Below are 20,488 nucleotides of genomic sequence, written 5' to 3'. Positions count from 1 at the left end.
CTAATGAAAGGACGGATTTTCCACTAACTCAAACGAAATTAACTAATAAACCTAAACTTAATATTCAAATTAGTATCCGGGGTTTTGTTCCAACAATTCGTTTCGGTTGATTTCATCCCTACTGATTACCCTGTAATACATTTTGTCATCCCAAATACGGGTTTCATTGTCTGTATTATCAATGGGTACGTATAGATAATCGTATACATCTTTGTCATGTCTGTACGGTATGTGTGCTGTTTGACCACCTTTGAGGGTTGCCGATGTCTGCATTACCTTAATTCCCCTACCAATGGTCTCTGCAGGAATCATCCAGCGTCTTGCATCAAAATATCTGTGCTCCTCATAGGCCAACTCAATCCGTCTTTCATTTCTGTAGCGGTCTCTGAGAGCATCCCCAGTATCAGCAATGGCAGGCATTCCAACTCTGTATCGGATTCTGTTCAGCCAAGTAATCGCCTCAGCTTCGTCTCCAGTTTCAATACAGGCTTCCACATAATTCAAGGCCACTTCGGTATATCTTATAAACGGCCATGGAACCACCTGGGCATTGGAACGGTTATCTACCAATCCTGGATCCGGGTCAATGAACTTTCTTACATAATATCCGGTTCTACTTCCATTCCAATCCTCAATTGGGGATTGTCTGGTATCCACACCAGGAATTGTTCCTCCAGCACCATCATCATAGGAACCTGTCTGGATTTGATCCACTGGATCTATACTTACAACGTCGGATGGGCGGGGTTTCCAATCGGCACCATCGTATAGTACCGTTGCGTAAAAACGCGGGTCCCTATTGGCAAATGGGTCTGCTGCATGGGTTGGATTGTTCCAATCAAACTGGGAACCATCCATCATTTCGTAGTCATCCACCAATTGTTGAATAGGGGTGTTTCCTGCCCAGTTGTGATAACCGTTAGGCCCGTTGTTTACCCCAACATTGATTCCGCCCAATGGCCAATCGTTTTCTTCGGTATACAAACCTGTATGGGTACGCTCCCAAATCAACTCTACAGCCGCAGCGGCATCGCCCACGCTACTTCCGCCTCCCATTGAAAGTGAAACATAGTTGGCCTCACCTTCTTCGGCAGATACTGGTGCATTTAAATCCAATTTATATCCTGATGACATATCCAAAACTGCTTTTGCGGCAGTTTTGGCCGCTTGCCAACGAGAAGCTTGGTCACCTCCAGTGTAGGCTACCAACGCTAGATTGGAAAATGAACTTAGGGTTCCGGAATTCCCGGAAGCTGTTGGTCCATGGTGCAGGTCACTAGCCGCGTACAACAATACACGGGCCTTTAAGGCCAAAGCAGCCAATTGACTTGCTCTTCCTTTTGTGATTTCCTTCCCAGCCAACATTCCGGCTGCAGCATCCAAATCGCTGATAATAAAATCTACAGTTTCAGCATACGTATTACGGGCTATGCTAAAATCCTCACCAAGTTCATATGGTCTATCAATGAGCGGTACACCACCAAAGTGTCTTAATAGTTGATGGTAGTAATATGCCCTTAGGAAATGACTTTCACCCATTAATCTTTCCTTGAGGTCTGCATCATCAAAGGTTGCCTCAGGTAATTCCTGCAAGGCAATATTTGCATTACGAATGGCACCGTACAATTCTTCCCATGTTGGAAGAATCCTTGTGTTACCCAGGTTAGAAGGCGTGGAGGTTCCCTCCATTAATACATCTATACCCCTACCGGAGTGGGTAAACATAGCTTCATCTGTTAAAGCGGAAAGACCTTCCTCTTCAAAGCCTGCGTTACCCAGTGCAGAATAAATACCAAAAACAAAAGCTTGTGATAAAGCGCCATCTCCCCAAGTTGCATCCGAAGACACACTATCCTTGGGCTGTGTGTTCAAAAAGTCATCGTTGCACGAAATAAACAGCGCGGAGGCCATCAAAACAAATGCAACCCATTTTTTCATAATTTTCATAACCAATTTTATTAAAAAGTTAAACTAAATCCTGCGTTAATTACCCTAGATTGTGGATAAGCCCTTCCGTTTCCTGCATTGGATTCCGGGTCGAAAATCTTGTTTTCGGCAAAGGTTACCAAGTTCAGACCACTCAAGTACACTCTTGCGGCTGATAACCCAAAAGGTGCAATAACGTCCGTAGGAAAATTGTATCCCAAGCTTACGTTCTTAATTCTAAGGTAATCCTTGCTGAATAACAAATAAGAGTTTTGACCAAAGGCTCCACCTGTATAATAGGTGTCTCCCCTACTGGCCAATCTTGGATGTACACTGCTAGGATTGTCTATACTCCATCGGTTGTCATAGCTATACTTTAAATAGTTACCTATGTCACCGGATTCAGTGAAAATACGCAGGGAAGCTCCTGTTGCTCCCTGTAACAACACTGAAAGATCAAAATTCTTGTACTGTGCATTGAAAGTTGCACCAAAGTTAAAGGTTGGGGTATCATTTTCGTCCAAACGAACTTGATCGTCCCCATCAATAACGCCATCATTATTGATATCCTTAAATTTCATGTCACCAGGTCTAAGCTGGGAAGTAACCCCACTGTAGTCCAAGGTATTGGCGGCTATATCCGCTTCATCCAAAAACGCGCCATCAGATTGGAACACAAAATGGCTTCTAATTGGCTTTCCTTCCATTCTTTGATAGGAAGGCGCCCCTGGAACTTCGTCCATAAAATCCACCGTGTTCTTCGCAACCCCACCATTAATTCCGGCATCCCAACTAAATCCGTCAGGGTCTCCACCAAAATAGTTTACTGCAAATTCAAATCCTTTATTGGTCACCTCACCTGCATTTACCGGAGGTAATCTATCAGCAATACCCGAGGAGCCAGGTGTAGAACCGGTTTGCTGAATCAGGATTTGATCCCTTTTGTTCAAGAAATACTCCAATACAAAGGCAATCTTGTTGTCCATGAGCCTACCATCCAAACCAATGTTGAAGTTGTTGGCGCGCTCCCAAGTAAAGTTGTTGTTAGCCAATAGCGGCTCCAATATGGTGGTCTGAACAGCTCCGTTAATCGGATATCTGTTAAAGTCATATATGGATAGGTATGCATATTCCCTTAGCTCATCATTGGAAATTTGACCATCGCCATCATCATCAAAAGCAACTTGGTCATTACCCATTTGCCCATAAGAAGCCCTGATTTTCAGGTTGTTGATGAAATCCACATTGAAGAATTCCTCATTGGAAATATTCCAACCTACCAAGAATCCCGGGAAGAATCCAAATCTATCATTTTCAGGAAAAATGTAGGAACCATCATATCTCCAGATAAATTCCGCCAAATATTTTTCCTTAAAATTGTATTGTACCCTTCCGTAATAACCCAATCTATTTCTGTTGAAGGCTACACCATCTGCAACCTGTCCATCTTCACCACCTACGGTAAGTTGGTCAATGGCATCAGAAAGGAAATTTAATCGACTACCAAACAGCTCTTCAATATTAATGGTCTCCCTGGTTACACCGGCCAATGCACCAATAGTGTGATCTCCAAAGGATTTCTCGTAATTTAAAAGCGCGGTAAGGTTGACATTCAATTGGTTTCTGGACCATTGTTGCAATCTGGATCAGTGAATGAAGAACGTTGTGCTCCATTCAGAATTACCTCACCGGTATTTATATAAGTATCCCTATCCAAAAAGTAAAGATCCCATGGCGTCTCCCATAATTTTCGTTGGTCAAATCTTTGGTCAACACCAGCCAACAAGGTCAATTTTAAACCATCGATCCATGGGTTGGTAATATCCACAGAACCAGTGAATTGAAGATAATCTCTTTTCTCCCTATCATATCCAGTTTCGTTGGTAGCGATTACCACTGGTTGCTGTCCATTTTCAATATCCGGACCAGGTAATCCTCCAGGCCATACGGCCACATCAGTTGGCTTACCACGCATCAACATTCTAAAAATTGCATCAGAGCTTTCAGTGGGAAGAGATCTATCCTCTTTTCTATATCCCATGCTCATCTTTGCGGTAACATAGTCGTTAATGGTTGCTGTGGTGTTCAATCTAAAGTTATACTGTTGGTATCTGGTACTTGAATTTTCATAAATACCATCTTGATCGGAATAACCTAAAGAAGAGAAATATTTCATCTTTTCCGAACCTCCAGAAATGGATAGGTTATGTCTGCTCTGGCTTGTCCAATCTTTAAAAGTCGCATCAAACCAATCACTATCTGGGTAGAGATAAGGGTCTGACTGGTTCAGATAACCCTGCACGTCCGCAGGACTGAAGACAGCATTAACAACCCCTGTTCCCGGATCTATTGGCGTATAGCTTCCGTTGGTGCGGATAGCTTGGGATGCTGCAGACCACTCACTGGCAGGCAAATTGTAAATAGGCAACTCATTTCTTATATCCGCATACTCCACAGCATTTGCCATTTCAGGTACGAAAGTGGGCTGGCTCAAGCCAAAATCAGCTGTATAGGTAATCGTAGGCTTTCCTTGCTGTCCTTGCTTGGTAGTTACGATAATTGCACCATTCGCCGCTCTTGCACCATAAATAGCTGCAGAAGCATCTTTTAGTACGGAAATGTTTTCAATGTCATTGGGGTTTAAACGTCCAATTCCACCATCTCTATCTGGAATTCCATCAATAACCACCAAAGGCTGATTGTTACCCAAAGTATTTGTACCCCTAATGGTGATGTTTGATTCATCGTTACCAGGCTCACCACTGGTTTGGATAATTACCACCCCGGGCAAACGCCCAGCAAGGGAGTTGGAAACACTAATGGCCGGGGAGGATTCCAATACAGCACCCTTTACTGCTGTAACGGCTCCCGTCACCGTGGCTTTCTTTTGTGTACCATAACCCACCACCACAACTTCATCCAGTTGAGAGGCATCTTCTTGCATTTGAATGGTCAGGTTGGTCTGGCCATTAACAGGCACCTCCATGGTTCTATACCCCAAATAGCTCACGATCAAAACGGCATCTGGCGCGGCTTCCAAGGTAAACAGGCCATCAAAATCAGTGGCTGTACCATTGTTGGTGTTCTTTACAACAACCGAAGCTCCTGGAACGGCAATGTTTGTTGCCGCATCCACAACGGTTCCCGTAATGGTATTCTGAAGGTGGTCAATCAAGACCTCATTAATTTTCTCCGGGCTGATACTTGCGCTAACCTTTTGCTCGTTCTCACGTAAAAGGTTTTCGATTTTTTCTTTGATCTCCGGCTGGTTTTTGGGAAAAAGGATGATTTGGTTTCTTACATAACTGTAATCAATCTCAGTTTCCAGAAACAGCACGCTCAACGCGTCATCAATAACGGTATTGTTAACACTTAACGACCGTTTTTTATCAACGTTGACGATGCTACTGTTGTAAAAAAAGCTGTAATCGCTCTTTTTCTCAATTTCTTTAAGAATCGTTTTGAGTTTGGCATTTTTCATGTTCAAGGTAATGTTTTGAGCGTAAAGGTCTGATGCCAAGACTTTTACCATACTAAAACATACCAACAGAAAGTAAATCTTCATAATCCGAATAAAGGGGATTGACGAAAAAAAAAGTCTCTTTTTTTTCATAATTTTGAATGGTTTTAGTTACTTAATTAGCTACAATTGGGTAATTAGTCAAAGGGGGTGTTTGCGAGACGCCCTCTTTTTGTTTTTATTCTTTCGGTTTTATTTTTGTTTTTCCAGTACTACATAGTTTTGTTTTAGGGTACACTTTATGGGCGATGATAATTCAAACAGGCTCAACACCTGATCTATACTGAGATTATCAAACACTCCTTTAAATTTATATTCAAGCAATTCTTCGGAATTGACCAAAAAGGTCACATCATACTCCCGCTCCAAATCCTTGATCACATCCTTTAGAGGGGCCTCGTCATAAATCAATTTGCCATCCTTCCAAGAAATCAGAGGTTCGGTTTGAACCTTATCAATAATCAAACGGTCATCAGATTTGTTATAGGTTGCCCGTTGCGAGGGGTAAAGCAATACCGTCTTGTTATCCTTTCGTTCCACAACCTGAACCTTCCCACTTACCAGGGTGGTCTCTACTTTTTTGTCTTCCGGATAGGACTTTACATTGAAAACAGTTCCCAGAACCTTGATATCCATACCTTCATTGGTATTGACAATAAATGGTTTTTCCTTGTTTTCAGTTACTTCAAAAAAGGCTTCACCTTTGAGCATTACCTCTCTGGTGTTTCCAGTAAAATTTGTAGGATAGGATAAAACGCTATTGGCATTTACGATTACCTTGGTTCCATCAGATAGCATAACTTCTTCCTTTTCCCCAATGGAGGTGGCAATCATGACCATGGCGTTTTCGGTTTCAACGGCTGTGCTCTCGGCAGAATGATTAAAATAGAAGGCAAGACCAAAAAGTACAACAAGTACGGCAGCATACTTCAGCAGTGCCCTAGTTTTTCTCGGATGCACCGTTTTAACCTCCCCAGTATCTTCCCTTAAGGACAGAGCAACTTGTTCTGCCTTGGCCCGATGGTATTTTTTTTGAGCTCTCTTGTTTTTAAGTAGCCATTCTATAACTTGCTTCTTTTTGTGAAAACCAAGTCGTTCTTCAATAAGATCGTAAATGTGCTTATTCCTCATTGCAGCGTGTGCCTTTTATATTAATGACGTATAAGAGACCACCTATCCCCTACTTGAGGTTCAATTTTTTTTATTCGAAAGTGAAATGTTCCCTTAATTGGGTCTTTAAAAGCCTGATTGCCTTGGAGATATGGTTCTCAACGGTTTTGGTGGAAATGTTGAGATCTTTGGCAATTTCTTTGTGTTTCAAGCCTTCTTTTCTGCTTTTGACAAATACTTGTCTGCATTTTTTTGGGAGCTGGTCAATGGCTTTATCAACTTGCTTGTGCAATTCATCCTCGATTATGGACGAAGCACTTTCGTTGGAAAGTGCATGGAAGTTCAAAAGATTCTGACGCTGTTCAAGATTGGTCTCTATCGCCAGCACGTTCTTTTTGCTTCTCAGAAAGTCAAGGCAAGCATTGCGGGTCATTCGAAATAGGTACCCTGTGAGGTTTTCTATGCTATGGTTTTCTTCCTGCTTTTTCCACAATTTCACAAAAACATCCTGCACAATTTCCTCTGCATCCTGTTTGGAAGAAATGTATCCTCGAGCGATTAGAAAAAGCTTGTTGAAATATAAATCATGAATGACCTCAAAACTCTCATTGCTATCATGAGAGACTGCTACAGGAGTCTGTATGAACAAATTTTCAGTGGCCATTGTTAGAGTTAGTTGAGTCGATTCCAATCAGCAATAATTGGAAATCAATAGTAATATTACCTCAATTATTTAAATAATCAAAAGAATGGCCTTATTTTTTGAAGAAATCACAAAATTTTAGAATTGTCTTAAAATTCCAAAACTTATTCTAAAATCTGCGCTGCATGATTTTTGGCCTTTACTTTATCAATAACCTTGGTAATAATTCCATCTTCATCCAAGACAAAAGTGATGCGATGGATGCCATCAAAAACCCGACCCATGAACTTCTTTGGACCCCAAACCCCAAAGGTATCTATAACCTCATGGTCTGTATCTGCAAGTAAGGGATAAGGAAAATTAAACTTATTTCTAAAATTGGTTTGTTTTCGTTCAGAATCCTCGCTAACCCCCAAAATTTCGTAGCCATTGTCCTGAAGCTCGGCATAATGGTCACGCAAATTGCAGGCCTCAACAGTGCAAGTTGGCGTATTGGCCCTAGGATAAAAAAAGACGGCCAATTTTTTACCTTTGTAACCACTCAATTTAATTGTGTTGCCATCTTGGTCTTTTGCTGAAAATTCTGGTACTTTATCTCCTACTTTTAAAGTATTCATATGTATTTGCCTTTAAATCAATTGTTTAATTTATTTCATTCAAAGTTAAACAAAAATGACTAAACTAGAAAAAGTCAATTTTGCCATCCGCACCCTGGATGAGCTATATCCAACTATTCCCATTCCGCTAGATCACAAAGATCCATATACCCTTCTTATCGCGGTGCTGATGTCCGCACAAAGTACAGACGTAAGGGTCAACCAAATTACACCACTGTTGTTCGCCAAGGCGGACAATCCTTATGACATGGTTAAACTGTCTGTGGATGAAATTAGGGAAATGATTAAACCCGTGGGGCTTTCCCCAATGAAGTCCAAAGGTATACATGGATTGTCCCAAATCCTAATTGAAAAGTACAATGGAAAAGTGCCTAGGGACATGGCCCTATTGGAAGAATTACCTGCCGTGGGACACAAAACGGCAAGCGTTGTGGTTTCCCAAGCATTTGGGATTCCTGCATTTCCAGTGGATACCCACATCCATAGATTAATGTACAGATGGGGATTTAGCAATGGTAAAAATGTGGTGCAAACGGAACGGGATGCCAAACGGCTTTTTCCTAAAGAAATCTGGAATCGGTTGCATCTGCAGATCATTTGGTATGGAAGGGAGTACTCCCCTGCACGGGGTTGGGATTTGGAAAAAGATATAATTACCAAAACAATAGGAAGAAAATCTGTTTTGGACGAATATCATAAAACCAAAAAGAGCCGCTAATTGCGGCTCTTTTTGACTTGTTTTTCAATCACTTAGTTCAAAGTAACTTCAAACTTGTGTTTTTTGTAATCAACTACTTTAATTGATTTTGAATAGCTCAATAAGAAATCAATGGTTTCTCGTCTAGCTTTTACCGACTTTACGGTTTCTTGTTCTTCAGAGTAAACGTTTTCCATATTCTAGCATTAATGTTACAATTAGATAACGCCGCTAGAATTGAAATATTGTCGTCTTCGATGGAATGCAGATTAATTCGTTAAAACGATATTGTTCCGTTCTACAATTTTTCTCAGGTTGATCAGTGCATATCGCATCCTACCAAGAGCGGTATTAATGCTTACACCAGTGTTTTCAGAGATTTCCTTAAAGCTCATATCCTTATAGATGCGCATCATCAAAACCTCTTTCTGATCTTCAGGCAATTCCTCGATCAAAAGGGTAAGATCACTATCTATCTGATCCTTGATAATTTGTTTTTCAGCGTTGAGCTTCTCATCCTTGATGACAGAAAAGATGTTGAAATCATCGCTCCCCTCGAACTTGGGCATCCTTTTGTTCTTTCTAAAGTGGTCTATAATCAGGTTATGGGCAATTCGCATAACCCATGGCAAAAATTTACCTTCCTCACTATAGGAACCTCTTTTAAGGGTCTTGATTACTTTAATGAACGTATCCTGGAAGATGTCCTCTGCAACATCCCTGTCCAATACTTTAGAATAAATAAAACTGGAAATTCTTTGGTTATGCCTGTTGATTAAGGTCTCAAGGGCCTTTTCGTTTCCGGCAATGTAATCCTTGACTAATATCGAGTCATCAATCTGTAGTTCCATACAAATTACTTTTTTGGTTATAATCGCCAGCCTTCCTTTTCCTAAGAAGGGCTGAGAGTTATTAGCTTAATTTTAAAAAAGTAATTATTTCTGTATAGGCCTATCAGCGTTTTAATTACATACCAAATATAGAAAAACAGTATGCCCGCGAAAAAACAATGTTGTGATTTGGGCTTTTTCCGATGTTAACTCATGCAATATACGTATTAAGTACCTTGTACCGTATCTTTGGGTCTCAAATTTTAACATATGACAGCGGTTGACCATATAGATCCCAAGAAAAACATCATCATAAAAGGTGCCAAACTCCACAACCTTAAGAATATAGATGTTGTTATTCCCAGAAACAAACTGGTAGTGATCACAGGACTCTCGGGTTCTGGAAAATCCAGTTTGGCCTTTGATACCCTATATGCTGAAGGTCAAAGACGCTATGTGGAAAGCTTGTCATCCTATGCCAGACAATTTTTGGGCAAATTGGACAAACCCAAAGTGGATTATATAAAAGGTATAGCCCCTGCCATTGCCATTGAGCAAAAAGTGAATTCAACCAACCCTAGATCTACGGTAGGTACCACCACCGAAATCTATGACTACCTAAAACTATTGTTTGCGCGTATCGGCAAGACCATATCTCCCATTTCCGGTAAAGAGGTCAAAAAAAATACGGTAACCGATGTCATTGATTATATAAAGCCGTTGGCAGAAGGAACCAAGCTTTTGCTGTTGGCACCAATAATAATTAAGGAAGATAGGGAACCGCTAAAATCCCTGGAACTTTTTTCCAAACAGGGTTATGCCCGTATTAAATACCAAGGAGAAGTGCTTCGGATTGATCAGGTTCCCGAAAATATAGGTCGGGAATTTGATTTGGTCGTAGATCGTGTCATTGTTAAGGATGATGAGGATTTTTACAACCGTTTGGCCAACGCAGTGGACAATGCCTATTTTGAAGGCAAGGGACAATGCGCCATAGAAAACTTGGAAAGTGGGAAAACCAAAATGTTCAGCAATCAATTTGAGCTGGATGGAATGAAATTCTTGGAACCCAATGTACATTTGTTCAGTTTCAACAATCCCTATGGTGCATGCCCCAAATGTGAGGGTTATGGGGACGTTATCGGTATTGATGCCGATTTGGTGATTCCCAATACCGCCCTATCCGTTTACGAAAATGCCATTTTTCCTTGGCGTGGCGAAAGCATGTCCTGGTACAGAGACCAATTGGTCAATTCCGCATACAAATTTGAATTTCCCATTCACAAACCCTGGTTTGAACTTTCCGAAGAACAAAAACAACTGGTCTGGGACGGGAACGAGCACTTCACGGGACTCCATGGTTTTTTCCAAATGTTGGAGGAAAAAAGCTATAAAATCCAGAACAGGGTAATGCTGTCCCGATATCGAGGTAAGACCAAGTGTACTGTTTGCAAGGGCAAAAGACTTCGGAAGGAAGCAGATTATGTCAAAGTGGGCGGGCATTCCATTTCAGATTTGATAGAACAACCCATTAAAAAGCTGGCTCCCTTTTTTGAACAGCTACAATTATCCGAGCACGACAATAAAATTGCCAAACGTTTACTAAAGGAAATCACTACGCGACTGGATTTTTTAAGTAAGGTGGGATTAAGCTACCTCACCTTGAATCGCAAATCCAATAGCCTATCTGGTGGAGAAAGTCAACGCATTAATTTGGCAACCTCCCTGGGTAGTAGTTTGGTGGGTTCCATGTATATTTTGGACGAACCTAGTATTGGCCTGCATCCCAAAGACACCGAAAACTTAATAGAAGTCTTGCTATCCCTTCGGGATTTGGGGAATACGGTAATCGTGGTGGAACATGATGAGGACATTATGAAGGCCGCCGATGAGGTTATCGATATTGGCCCCGAAGCAGGAACCTTGGGAGGTGAAGTAGTGGCCACCGGAAGTTTAGACCATATACTAAAGGCCAATTCCCTCACCGCTGATTATTTAAATGGCACCAAAGAGATTGAAGTGCCAATTGACCGAAGGAATTCCAAAAATTACATCCAAATTGTTGGAGCAAGAGAAAACAACCTAAAAAACATAGATGTTACCTTTCCTTTGAACATGCTTACCGTGGTTACAGGGGTTTCTGGAAGCGGAAAAAGTACCTTGGTAAAGAAAATCCTGTACCCGTCCATACTCAAGGAGGTGGGCGGCTATGGTGAAAAGGCTGGGCAGTTCACCAAAATCGAAGGAAAGTATGCGCATGTCAAACATGTGGAATTTGTAGATCAAAACCCAATCGGGCGTTCCTCCCGCTCCAATCCGGTAACCTACATAAAGGCTTATGATGATATCCGAAGTCTCTTTGCTTCGCAAAAACTGAGCAAGCTAAGAGGATATCAGGCCAAACATTTTTCTTTTAATGTGGATGGGGGTCGATGTGAAAAATGTAAGGGAGAGGGAGAAATCACAGTAGAAATGCAATTCATGGCCGATGTACATTTGGAGTGCGATGTCTGTGGCGGTAAACGATTCAAAAAAGAGATTCTGGAAGTCCAGTTTGAGGGAAAGAGCATTCATGATATTCTAAGCCTTACCATAGATGAGGCCATTGACCATTTTAAGGCCTTCAAACAAGATAAAATTGTAGGCAAACTACAGCCACTGCAGGATGTAGGATTGGGATATGTGACTTTGGGGCAGTCTTCTTCTACCCTATCCGGGGGTGAGGCACAGCGTATCAAACTGGCATCCTTTCTAGTAAAGGGGAACACCAAGGAAAAAGCGCTTTTCATCTTTGATGAACCTACAACGGGACTCCATTTCCACGACATTAAAAAGCTGCTGAAGTCTTTTGATGAACTCATTCGTAAAGGTCATTCTGTTCTGGTGATAGAACACAACATTGAATTGATCAAATGTGCGGACTACATTATTGACCTTGGCCCAGAAGGTGGGGAAAATGGGGGTAACCTGGTTGCCGAAGGCACTCCTGAGGAATTGGCACAAAACAAAAAGTCCGTTACTGCGAAATATTTAAGGGAGAAAATCTGAACAAAGTTCAAGAACCAAGACCCAAGACTCAAGACTTAAGAGTTCTTTATTCTAAATGTTGAATGCTAAATTTTAGATTCTGAAATCATTCAGCATTAAAAATTCCCAACCAAAAATTGAACATTGCTAATTGTTAATTGTTTACTGTTCACTGTTCACTGTTCACTGTTCACTGACATCCAACACCAAGCCTCCAGCATCCTGCTCTTAATCAAATCCATTACCAAAATCACCCCATCCATCAATTCAAAAGGGTCATTCATCAAATCAGGCACATTTTAAGCAACCCGCCACCATACTTTTAAGTTGCGGATAGTTTTATCCCAAATCTTTTAGAAACACTTAAAATATGCTTATGAGAAAAATTACTTTTTTGATTCTGATTCTTACCTGTACCACAGTATTTTCAAATGGAAACAGCTCCATCCTTACAAACGATGTAAAAATCATCGAAGTTTTAGCTGACAGTCTAGAAAATGTAAATTATAGCAATTTTGATTTTGAGGTTCCAACCAAAATTATTTTTCCGAATTTAACTTACATTGATGGGGATATTTTAGCCGAATCATCCAAAAATTTAGTAGAACTTGATTTCAAAGTTTTAGATAGTATAAGAGGAAGTATCTATATCTGGGAAAGTCCAGATTTTCGGAAAATCAATGCCCCAGGTTTAAAAAGTGCATTAGGTACCATCTCTTTTTATTCAAATCCCAAATTGGAAATTGTAAATTTCACAGGATTAATAAAAACCGGCAGGGATATTCATTTTGTACATAATCCAAAATTGTTGGAATTTAATACCCCTAAACTTGAATCAACAGGCGACAATTTTTACTTTCATTCGAATATCAATTTGATTGAAATCAATGCACCCTCATTAAAATCGGTAGCCAAGCATCTATCTATTCATGGCCACGAGAAACTACAAAAATTAAACCTCTGCAGTTTAGAATTTGCGCTTTACACAGATATTTCCGGTAATAATCCAGTTGTTGAGGAGCCACCATATTGTCCAGACCTATTCGATGACGAAGAGGAAGAAGAAGATAAAGAAGATGAATCAGAAGATGAAGAAGATGAATCAGAAGATGAAGTAGAAGAAGTAGAAGATACCGACGACGATAATCTAGAGGAAGAGGAAGGTTCCGAAGATGATCCCAGGGTGGTGGATGAACCAACCCGAGTTGCCCTCTACCCCAACCCCGCAAGAGGAGTCTTTCGTATTGATTCCGAAATTGAGTTCTATAAAATAGAAATCTATGAGGCTACCGGGAATCTTGTTACCACCTTTAGATCTTCTCAAGAGGAATATGATATCAGTCTCCTCCCCGCAGGTTTATACTATGTAGTTGCCCATCACACAGACGGGGTGCATGCAACAGTTAAAAAATTAATGGTTCTATAGTTTTGGCTGTTGCACTTTAATACTCCTCAAAGCAAAAAAAGAAATTAACTCAATTTTATATAGTTAATTTTCAGTTAGTTACGCTAATCCAATATTTTTTGGCACGCTGTTTGGTTCATGCTATACAGAATGTAAATAGTTGCATTCAGAATTTAAAACCCTATAGTATGAAAAAGTTAGTACTCATTATAGCAGCAGTGCTTTTGGGTGTTCCAAACATCCAGGCAGCCAAAGAGGATACAGCCTTTGTTACAAATGCGTATCGTTACGGGAACTCATTCATCTTTGTCGAAAATGGGGTGACTTTTTCAGTTTACCCAGATGGCGAGTTCGATTTCTATATCGACAATCAAGTAAATGTGGGTATAGGTGCCCGAATTGGAAATGTGGGCGTAACCTTCAATTCGGGATATAACTACAATCCTTTTGTACAGTATGACGATTATGGTGCTGTAGTTCAGGTAGAGAACATCCCCATTTATTATGACTATTACGGTCGTGTATCACAAATTGGTGGTGTGGACGTATGGTACAGAAACGGTCGTGTAAGACGAGTTGGTGGATTGAACATCTTTTACAACGGTGGAGTTTTTAGTCACTATACTGGATATATCAATATCTATAACAGACACTATGTATACAGACCTTTCCACAGGTATTTTATCAGACCTTCCGTTGGATTCTGTAATGTATACACAAGACCTTATAGAAGGTATTATAGACCTATTAGGTATACCTACTATAGACCTTACAGACACAACTATAGAAGAAGTTATGCCCATAGAGGGAAGGTTTTTAGACATGATCGATACAATGACAGAAACTATAAAAGAGGTAATATCTATAGAAATGACAAGCGGGTTACCAGACGTAACCATGTACGAAGAGATGGAGCCGACTATGGTAGAAGCAACAGATATACTGGTAGAAACGATTATAGAAACAACGATTACAGAAAAAACAATACGGTAAGTCGTTCCAATAGAAGCGTTAAAAGAGGTACCGGTGTTGATCGCTCCATAAAGCAGGGCAACTATAGAAACAGTAATAGTGTTCGAAGAAACAATGAAGGAAGAACTGTAACCCAAAGACAGGTGACCAAAAGGCCAAACAGCCGTACAGTCACTAAGAGAGAGGTCACTTCTACACCAAAAAGTAGAACGGTTACGCGTAGCACAAGCACTACCTATAGGAAACCACAGACCAGAAACAACAACAGGTCGGTAACCAGTAGGAACAATGTTCAAAAGAGAACGGTTTCACGTAGCACAAATAATAGCTATAGAAAGCCTCAGGCTAGAAAAAGTACTAGCAGGTCAGTGACAAGCAGAAGCAGTGCTCCCAAAAGAACCGTAAGCAGAAGTACCAAAACAACGGTACGCAAAAGTTCAGGGAATACCAATTCAAGAAGAAGTAACAATACAGGCACTAGGACAAGAAGCTCCAGAAGAGTGCAATAAAGATAGTTTTTAGGTTGGTTAGTTGTTACCCCGTAGTTGGATTTATTCGCTACGGGGTTTTTCGTTTCAACCACTTGGCCAAAACCCCGGACACTTCCTCAGATATGTTAAAACGAAAAAGAATTCCCAAATACATGGCAATAACCAAAGCCGACTTCAACCCAATATTGACCAAGGGATGAAATGGGAACTGGAGCATTCCAAACAACGCTCCAATTAGCAGAAGGGTGGCAAACACCTTAAAGGTGGCTGCCGTCATCGGTAGCATTCCAAATTTGAGTTTTACAAAAATCAACTTGGAGAGATTAAAAAGGAAAATAGCTATGAAACTCGCCATGGCCGCACCTTCAATTCCGTAAATGGGAATCAACCATAAATTGAGCAAGATGGTCGCCAATGCAAAACAAATCCCCACGGTCAATACCCATTTGTAGTATTTTGAATAGTAGAGTATTGCGGTGATATTACCCAATAAAGAATCAAAAACCTTGGCCAGACCAATAAGAAATACAATGAAAAATCCATCTCGGTATTCCTCTGGAATCATCAAATACAAATCGTTTAGGTTGAGCACGATCAAAACAAAGAGGATTCCAGAAGCAATAAAGGAAGTCAGGGAAGTCTTTTTATACAAGTTTTCCAGCTCAAAGGTATTCCCATAATTCAAATAACTGGCGGTCATCGGATAGGTTATTTGATGCATGGCCCTTGTAGGTACAATAATGCTAGTAGCAATGTAAATGGCAACTCCATAATACGCCACCTGATCCAATGTTCTAAACTGATTGATCATGACCTTATCAATCTCGAGCAGAATTAAGGCTACAGACCCGCCTAGAACCATTAACAAACCATAGCCCAGTATCTGTTTGGTCTCCTTCGGGAAATTGAAATTAAGAACGGGGCGTTGCAGGGAATATGCATACAGTTTCATCATAAGGGTACGTAGCAAGTAGACTCCAACAAGGGCTTGGTAAAAAAAGTCAAGAGAGATAATTTCCAGATACAATAACACCAACAATACGGTGGCGCAAACCCTGGCAAAAACTTCTTTTAAGAAATTTCCAAAAACGGACTTCAAATGAACCTTGCCCCAAGCATAGAACACCTCAAAATAGGCCAGCGACAATCCTACCAAAAACAAATACCAGATATAATCCTTGACCAAGGAATTCTGCATGGAAAGAAAATCCCCAATGTTGTCATAAAATAGCCAGACCAATAAGGTCAAGGGCAAAATGATCATTAAGGGCGCCAAAAGAATTAGCGTCAGAAATCCATTTTTGTCTTTGTCGTCCTGGGCACTATAAAATTTGACCATAGAATTATGCGCCCCTGCAGACATTATGGGCATTAGGATAGCACCAGAGGCCAAAATAAAGGTAACCAGCCCGTAATAGGCAGGTTCAAGAATATTGGTGTAGAGAAAAAGGGTGTTTAGGGCCCCAAACCCAAACCCAATAAAGGTTGTGATGGTATTTGTTACTGTCTGTTTTAAGACGATTCCCATACAATAAAGTTTACCAGCTCTTTGGTCAATTCCCGGCGGTGGAATTTTTCAATTCCTATGGAATTGGCGCTCAATGCGCCTTTTTCAAATTGTTCAAACCAATCCAAAAGTACATTTTTTAATCCTGGGGCATCAGCAGCGGATAAAGAGATTCCCGCTTTTGTTTCCTGTACTATCCTCCCCGCTTCCCAATCCTTGGGTCCCAAGGCCAAAATGGGCCTTTTCGCGTTCAGGTATTCAAATAATTTTCCTGGAATAATTCCTTTGGTTTCTTCGGATGCTATTTCCAACAACAATAATAACTGCGACTTTTGCTGAACTTCCACTACTTGTTCATGGGGTAGATATCCCAATTGATTTGTATAAGACTGCAAGCCGTGCTTGCCAATGGATTCCCAAACTTCCTCCCCTACTACACCCGCTAACTGTATGCTCAATTGTTTTGCAAATTCTGGTCGTTCGTTGACCAGTTCTTGTAGCACTTTCCAGAGCACATTTGGGTTCCTTCCTGTTAGTAGCGAGCCCAAATGTGAGATGGTGAACTTGGAGTCCAATTCCAAAGGTCGCAATACTTCATCAAACCCGTTGGTGATCACCTTAATGGGTCGGTCGGTTATAGCTTCAAATTCCAATTGGGTAGTCCTGCTGGTGACCACAATCTTGTCCGAGTTTGTCAAAACCTTCTTTTCCAAATCTTTGTGTTTTTTCTGGGAACTTTTGGTCAACCGAAGCTTATTGTGATACCCAATGGTGGTCCATGGATCACGGAAATCCGATATCCATTGAATGTTCGCCTTCTTTTTCAGTTCCAATCCAATCAAATGTAGGCTGTGCGGGGGACCCGTAGTGATTATGGTTTCAATTCCTTCTTTTTGAATAATCCCTGAAAGAAATTTGACCGAGGGATTTACCCAGTACTTTCGCGCATCTGGAATAAATAGGTTTCCCCGAATCCAAAGCAAGATTTTTTCTAGAGACGACGGCTTTTTCTCTGGGATGATTCCAGAACTAATGGTTTTGGTTTTCTTTTTGGACAATAGGGATGCCCACGCATAGGGTTCCTTAATGGGTCGCTTTAGAACCTGAACATCTTTCCGCACTTCCGAAAGTAAATTTTCATCCACCAAAGGATAATGCGGATTTTCCGGAACATAAACTATAGGTTCAATATCAAAATCTTGGAAGTACTTAACAAATTTCAGCCAACGCTGTACCCCTGGCCCACCCGCAGGCGGCCAATAATAAGCTATGACCAAGACTTTGCGCATTATTCCTTTTTGGATTTTTTAGGTCTGAGTGAAAACCCAAGTCCACCAATGATGATCAATCCCAATAAAATATTGCTTGCCAATGCAATTTGACTCCCCATCTGAACAACTGTAGGTTCAAACTTAAATTCTATGGTGTGCTCCCCAGCAGGAACCTTCATCCCTCTTAGCGCATAATTTACTTTATAATGGGGTTCCAACTTTCCATCAACAAATGCATTCCAACCCAGGGGATAGTGCATTTCCGAAAAAACAGCAAACCCATCATTTACATTATTTGTTTGATACTTGATCACATTGGGGCGATGGTCAACAAGGGTTATTGAGGCCAATGAATCCAGTTCAAAATTCAGTTTGGTAACTGTGGGATAGGCTTTGGTATTTACAATAGCCTCTTCCTTGGAATCAAAATCTACCAACCCCTGAATCTCTTCATTGGCTGAACCAACTGGTTTTATTTTTCCAACAAACCAAGCATTTCCATTGGCATCATCGTTTATGGCAGGAAAACTACCCCCTTCTTCATCCTGCTGGATGATGTACTTTACATTGAGCATGTTCAGCACCTGCAGATTGTTTTGGTACAGATGGTGTTCAAACAAATCTTGTAATTGTCTGGGCTTGGCAGCGTGGTACCCACCAATGGAATTGTGAAAGTAAGATGTTCTGGCTCCATTCAGTCCTTCTTGCGGATCAAACACCCGATAGACGGAATCATCTTGTTGGATCATTTGGTCAATCTGGCTGGCTTGGAATGGTGTTGCCACACGGCGTTGGCGCACAAAATCTCCCTCATTGACATACCTTACGTCCACCCCTATCAAATCAAATAAAATCAAGGCACCTAAAGCAATTGCCATCAAGTTCTTTCCTATTTTATCTTTGATAAAGAACCATAATACGGTAGCCGCCAACAACACATAAATCAAAGAGCGAATGGTATCACTAATATAGACTGCTTCACGATCACGTTGTATCATGGTCATTAATTCATCTCCAAAATACCCGCGATACGTCTCGTCCCGTAGTCCTTCAAAATCAAAGAAGCCCTTCAATAAAAAAATGAAGACCGTAAGTCCCAAGCTAATAAAGAAGGCCAATTTTAGCGAACGAATCTTCTCCTTGGATTTCATAGAATTTCTGAACAACTCCCGAATACCCAGTATCCCCATCACAGGCATGCACAGTTCCAAAACCACTTGAATGGAAGAAACCGCCCTAAATTTGTTGTACAACGGAAAGTAATCCACCATAAACTGTGTCAAAGCCGGAAAGTTCTTTCCCCATGAAAGCAGCAAGGACAAAACAACCCCGGACAATAACCACCACTTCTTCTTGCCTTTAACCACAATCAAGCCCAAAACAAAGAGAAAGAAAATTATGGCCCCTACATAGGCTGGCGCAGCCACAATGGGTTGGTCACCCCAATACAATGGCATCCCACTGGAAAACTCCAATGCCTTGGTTGGGGAAAGTCCTTGGTCGGTCAAATATTCGAAGGCTTTGGATTTGGAACCCAAATCCTCGTTTCCTGAACCTCCGAACAATCGCGGAGAAAACAGATTAAGAGATTCAGCAATACCATAACTGTATTGGGTTATGTAGTCGTAGTCCAATCCAGAGGTGGCCACTTTTGGGCTGCCATCAGGGTTAATGGTCAATTCCGATTTTCCCCTGGTACTCCAGTCCGCATATTCCTTGGTAGCCAAAAGTCCAGTGGCGTTAGTGGCAATGGACAGCGCAACAGCACCAATCAAAATCCCGACAGAGGCAAAGAAATGTTTTAGTTTTTTGTCCTTGATGGCATAAACCAACTGTACCAAGCCCAAAATCAATACCAATAACATAAAATAATAGGTCATTTGGTAGTGATTGGCATTTATCTCCAAGGCCATGGCCAGTGACGTTAAAATAAAGCCCAACAGGTACTTCTTTCGAAAGACGAGCACTATCCCGCCCAAAACCATGGGAATATATCCCAGTGCATGCGCTTTGGCATTATGCCCCACCCCCAGGATGATAATCATATAGGTGGAAAAACCAAACGCCAGTGCGCCTAATATGGCCAATCGATACTCGACTTTAAGGCAAAGCATCAAAATATAGAATCCAATAAGGTACAGAAACAGATAGTCGGCAGGTCTTGGGAGAAAACGAATCAGCCGATCCAACTTTTTAATGTAATCGTGCGGATAATTCGCCCCAAGTTGATAAGTCGGCATGCCTCCAAAAGCGCTATTGGTCCAATAGGATTCCTCCCCGGTCAACGCTTTGTAATCATTACGTTCCTTGGCCATGCCGTTGTATTGGGCAATATCTGACTGGAAAATAGCCTTGCCCTGAAGCACTGGGTAAAAATAGACCAGGGATGCAAGGATAAAGAATGCTACGACACAAATATGGGTGCTTAGCGCTTTTACGGAAAGGTTCATGGATTGATTTTGAAAAGACAAA

The 20,488-nt window shown here is 41.1% G+C and carries 14 protein-coding genes; 4 read left to right on the top strand and 10 right to left on the bottom strand.

The features are described 5' to 3' along the window. Positions 1 to 69: 69 nt before the first annotated feature. The 6 genes from ACOOE0_RS13715 to bcp all read right to left on the bottom strand — a co-directional run bounded on the left by ACOOE0_RS13715 (position 70) and on the right by bcp (position 7,816). The gene (locus tag ACOOE0_RS13715) at positions 70 to 1,938 is read right to left on the bottom strand and encodes a RagB/SusD family nutrient uptake outer membrane protein (protein WP_420399469.1); all 1,869 of its coding nucleotides are present in this window, start codon (positions 1,936 to 1,938) and stop codon (positions 70 to 72) included. Positions 1,939 to 1,958: 20 nt separating this feature from the next. Next, positions 1,959 to 3,566, bottom strand: coding sequence for a SusC/RagA family TonB-linked outer membrane protein (locus tag ACOOE0_RS13710; protein WP_420399468.1), 1,608 nt, complete (start codon positions 3,564 to 3,566; stop codon positions 1,959 to 1,961). Then, on the bottom strand, positions 3,539 to 5,539 hold the full coding sequence (locus ACOOE0_RS13705; RefSeq protein ID WP_420399467.1) for a SusC/RagA family TonB-linked outer membrane protein: 2,001 nt from the start codon (positions 5,537 to 5,539) through the stop codon (positions 3,539 to 3,541). Before ACOOE0_RS13705 ends, ACOOE0_RS13710 begins: the two co-directional genes overlap by 28 nt. A 99-nt stretch (positions 5,540 to 5,638) precedes the next feature. Then, positions 5,639 to 6,577 carry a FecR family protein gene (locus ACOOE0_RS13700; RefSeq protein ID WP_420399466.1) on the bottom strand — a complete coding sequence of 313 codons (939 nt, stop codon included), beginning with the start codon at positions 6,575 to 6,577 and terminating at the stop codon, positions 5,639 to 5,641. A 70-nt stretch (positions 6,578 to 6,647) separates the two neighbouring features. Next, on the bottom strand, positions 6,648 to 7,220 hold the full coding sequence (locus ACOOE0_RS13695; RefSeq protein WP_420399465.1) for an RNA polymerase sigma-70 factor: 573 nt from the start codon (positions 7,218 to 7,220) through the stop codon (positions 6,648 to 6,650). A gap of 143 nt (positions 7,221 to 7,363) precedes the next feature. After that, the gene (bcp, locus tag ACOOE0_RS13690) at positions 7,364 to 7,816 is read right to left on the bottom strand and encodes a thioredoxin-dependent thiol peroxidase (protein ID WP_420399464.1); all 453 of its coding nucleotides are present in this window, start codon (positions 7,814 to 7,816) and stop codon (positions 7,364 to 7,366) included. A 55-nt stretch (positions 7,817 to 7,871) separates the two neighbouring features. On the opposite strand from bcp, the gene ACOOE0_RS13685 reads away from it, so the two are divergent. After that, on the top strand, positions 7,872 to 8,534 hold the full coding sequence (locus ACOOE0_RS13685) for an endonuclease III domain-containing protein (RefSeq protein ID WP_420399463.1): 663 nt from the start codon (positions 7,872 to 7,874) through the stop codon (positions 8,532 to 8,534). 248 nt (positions 8,535 to 8,782) lie between these two features. Here ACOOE0_RS13685 and ACOOE0_RS13680 read toward each other — a convergent pair whose 3' ends face one another. Then, positions 8,783 to 9,364, bottom strand: a complete 582-nt coding sequence (locus ACOOE0_RS13680; RefSeq protein ID WP_138832656.1) for an RNA polymerase sigma factor — start codon at positions 9,362 to 9,364, stop codon at positions 8,783 to 8,785. A gap of 249 nt (positions 9,365 to 9,613) precedes the next feature. Here ACOOE0_RS13680 and uvrA point away from each other — a divergent pair, with 249 nt between their 5' ends. The 3 genes from uvrA (at position 9,614) to ACOOE0_RS13665 (ending at position 15,256) form a co-directional block, all read left to right on the top strand. Then, positions 9,614 to 12,391 (top strand): excinuclease ABC subunit UvrA, encoded by a 2,778-nt coding sequence (gene uvrA / locus ACOOE0_RS13675; protein ID WP_420399462.1) that lies wholly within the window; start codon positions 9,614 to 9,616, stop codon positions 12,389 to 12,391. A 355-nt stretch (positions 12,392 to 12,746) separates the two neighbouring features. Then, positions 12,747 to 13,796, top strand: a complete 1,050-nt coding sequence (locus tag ACOOE0_RS13670) for a T9SS type A sorting domain-containing protein (RefSeq protein WP_420399461.1) — start codon at positions 12,747 to 12,749, stop codon at positions 13,794 to 13,796. A gap of 167 nt (positions 13,797 to 13,963) precedes the next feature. After that, entirely contained in the window at positions 13,964 to 15,256 is a 1,293-nt protein-coding gene (locus ACOOE0_RS13665; RefSeq protein ID WP_420399460.1) for a hypothetical protein, read from the top strand. Between the two features lie 49 nt (positions 15,257 to 15,305). Here ACOOE0_RS13665 and ACOOE0_RS13660 read toward each other — a convergent pair whose 3' ends face one another. From ACOOE0_RS13660 to ACOOE0_RS13650, 3 genes are read right to left on the bottom strand one after another with little or no spacing between them, the layout of a single operon-like run. Further along, on the bottom strand, positions 15,306 to 16,766 hold the full coding sequence (locus tag ACOOE0_RS13660; RefSeq protein WP_420399459.1) for a lipopolysaccharide biosynthesis protein: 1,461 nt from the start codon (positions 16,764 to 16,766) through the stop codon (positions 15,306 to 15,308). Continuing rightward, entirely contained in the window at positions 16,751 to 18,034 is a 1,284-nt protein-coding gene (locus ACOOE0_RS13655) for a glycosyl transferase family 1 (RefSeq protein WP_420399458.1), read from the bottom strand. Before ACOOE0_RS13655 ends, ACOOE0_RS13660 begins: the two co-directional genes overlap by 16 nt. Then, positions 18,034 to 20,466: a YfhO family protein gene (locus ACOOE0_RS13650; RefSeq protein ID WP_420399457.1), complete on the bottom strand. Its 2,433-nt coding sequence runs from the start codon at positions 20,464 to 20,466 to the stop codon at positions 18,034 to 18,036. The genes ACOOE0_RS13655 and ACOOE0_RS13650 overlap by 1 nt, the downstream gene beginning before the upstream one ends. Positions 20,467 to 20,488 lie beyond the last annotated feature (22 nt).

Source organism: Flagellimonas sp., assembly GCF_965215805.1.
In the GTDB taxonomy this organism is placed as follows: domain Bacteria; phylum Bacteroidota; class Bacteroidia; order Flavobacteriales; family Flavobacteriaceae; genus Flagellimonas.
The sequence above is the reverse complement of the archived record's forward strand: the minus strand, read 5'-3'. Positions and strand labels throughout refer to the sequence as shown.

Bases quoted from the DNA above. Each gene is read 5' to 3' on its own strand.
- ACOOE0_RS13715 (WP_420399469.1), bottom strand. From the start codon at position 1,938: ATGAAAAAATGGGTTGCATTTGTTTTGATGGCCTCCGCGCTGTTTATT.
- ACOOE0_RS13705 (WP_420399467.1), bottom strand. From the start codon at position 5,539: ATGAAAAAAAAGAGACTTTTTTTTTCGTCAATCCCCTTTATTCGGATT.
- ACOOE0_RS13700 (WP_420399466.1), bottom strand. From the start codon at position 6,577: ATGAGGAATAAGCACATTTACGATCTTATTGAAGAACGACTTGGTTTT.
- ACOOE0_RS13695 (WP_420399465.1), bottom strand. From the start codon at position 7,220: ATGGCCACTGAAAATTTGTTCATACAGACTCCTGTAGCAGTCTCTCAT.
- bcp (WP_420399464.1), bottom strand. From the start codon at position 7,816: ATGAATACTTTAAAAGTAGGAGATAAAGTACCAGAATTTTCAGCAAAA.
- ACOOE0_RS13685 (WP_420399463.1), top strand. From the start codon at position 7,872: ATGACTAAACTAGAAAAAGTCAATTTTGCCATCCGCACCCTGGATGAG.
- ACOOE0_RS13680 (WP_138832656.1), bottom strand. From the start codon at position 9,364: ATGGAACTACAGATTGATGACTCGATATTAGTCAAGGATTACATTGCC.
- uvrA (WP_420399462.1), top strand. From the start codon at position 9,614: ATGACAGCGGTTGACCATATAGATCCCAAGAAAAACATCATCATAAAA.
- ACOOE0_RS13670 (WP_420399461.1), top strand. From the start codon at position 12,747: ATGAGAAAAATTACTTTTTTGATTCTGATTCTTACCTGTACCACAGTA.
- ACOOE0_RS13665 (WP_420399460.1), top strand. From the start codon at position 13,964: ATGAAAAAGTTAGTACTCATTATAGCAGCAGTGCTTTTGGGTGTTCCA.
- ACOOE0_RS13660 (WP_420399459.1), bottom strand. From the start codon at position 16,766: ATGGGAATCGTCTTAAAACAGACAGTAACAAATACCATCACAACCTTT.
- ACOOE0_RS13655 (WP_420399458.1), bottom strand. From the start codon at position 18,034: ATGCGCAAAGTCTTGGTCATAGCTTATTATTGGCCGCCTGCGGGTGGG.
- ACOOE0_RS13650 (WP_420399457.1), bottom strand. From the start codon at position 20,466: ATGAACCTTTCCGTAAAAGCGCTAAGCACCCATATTTGTGTCGTAGCA.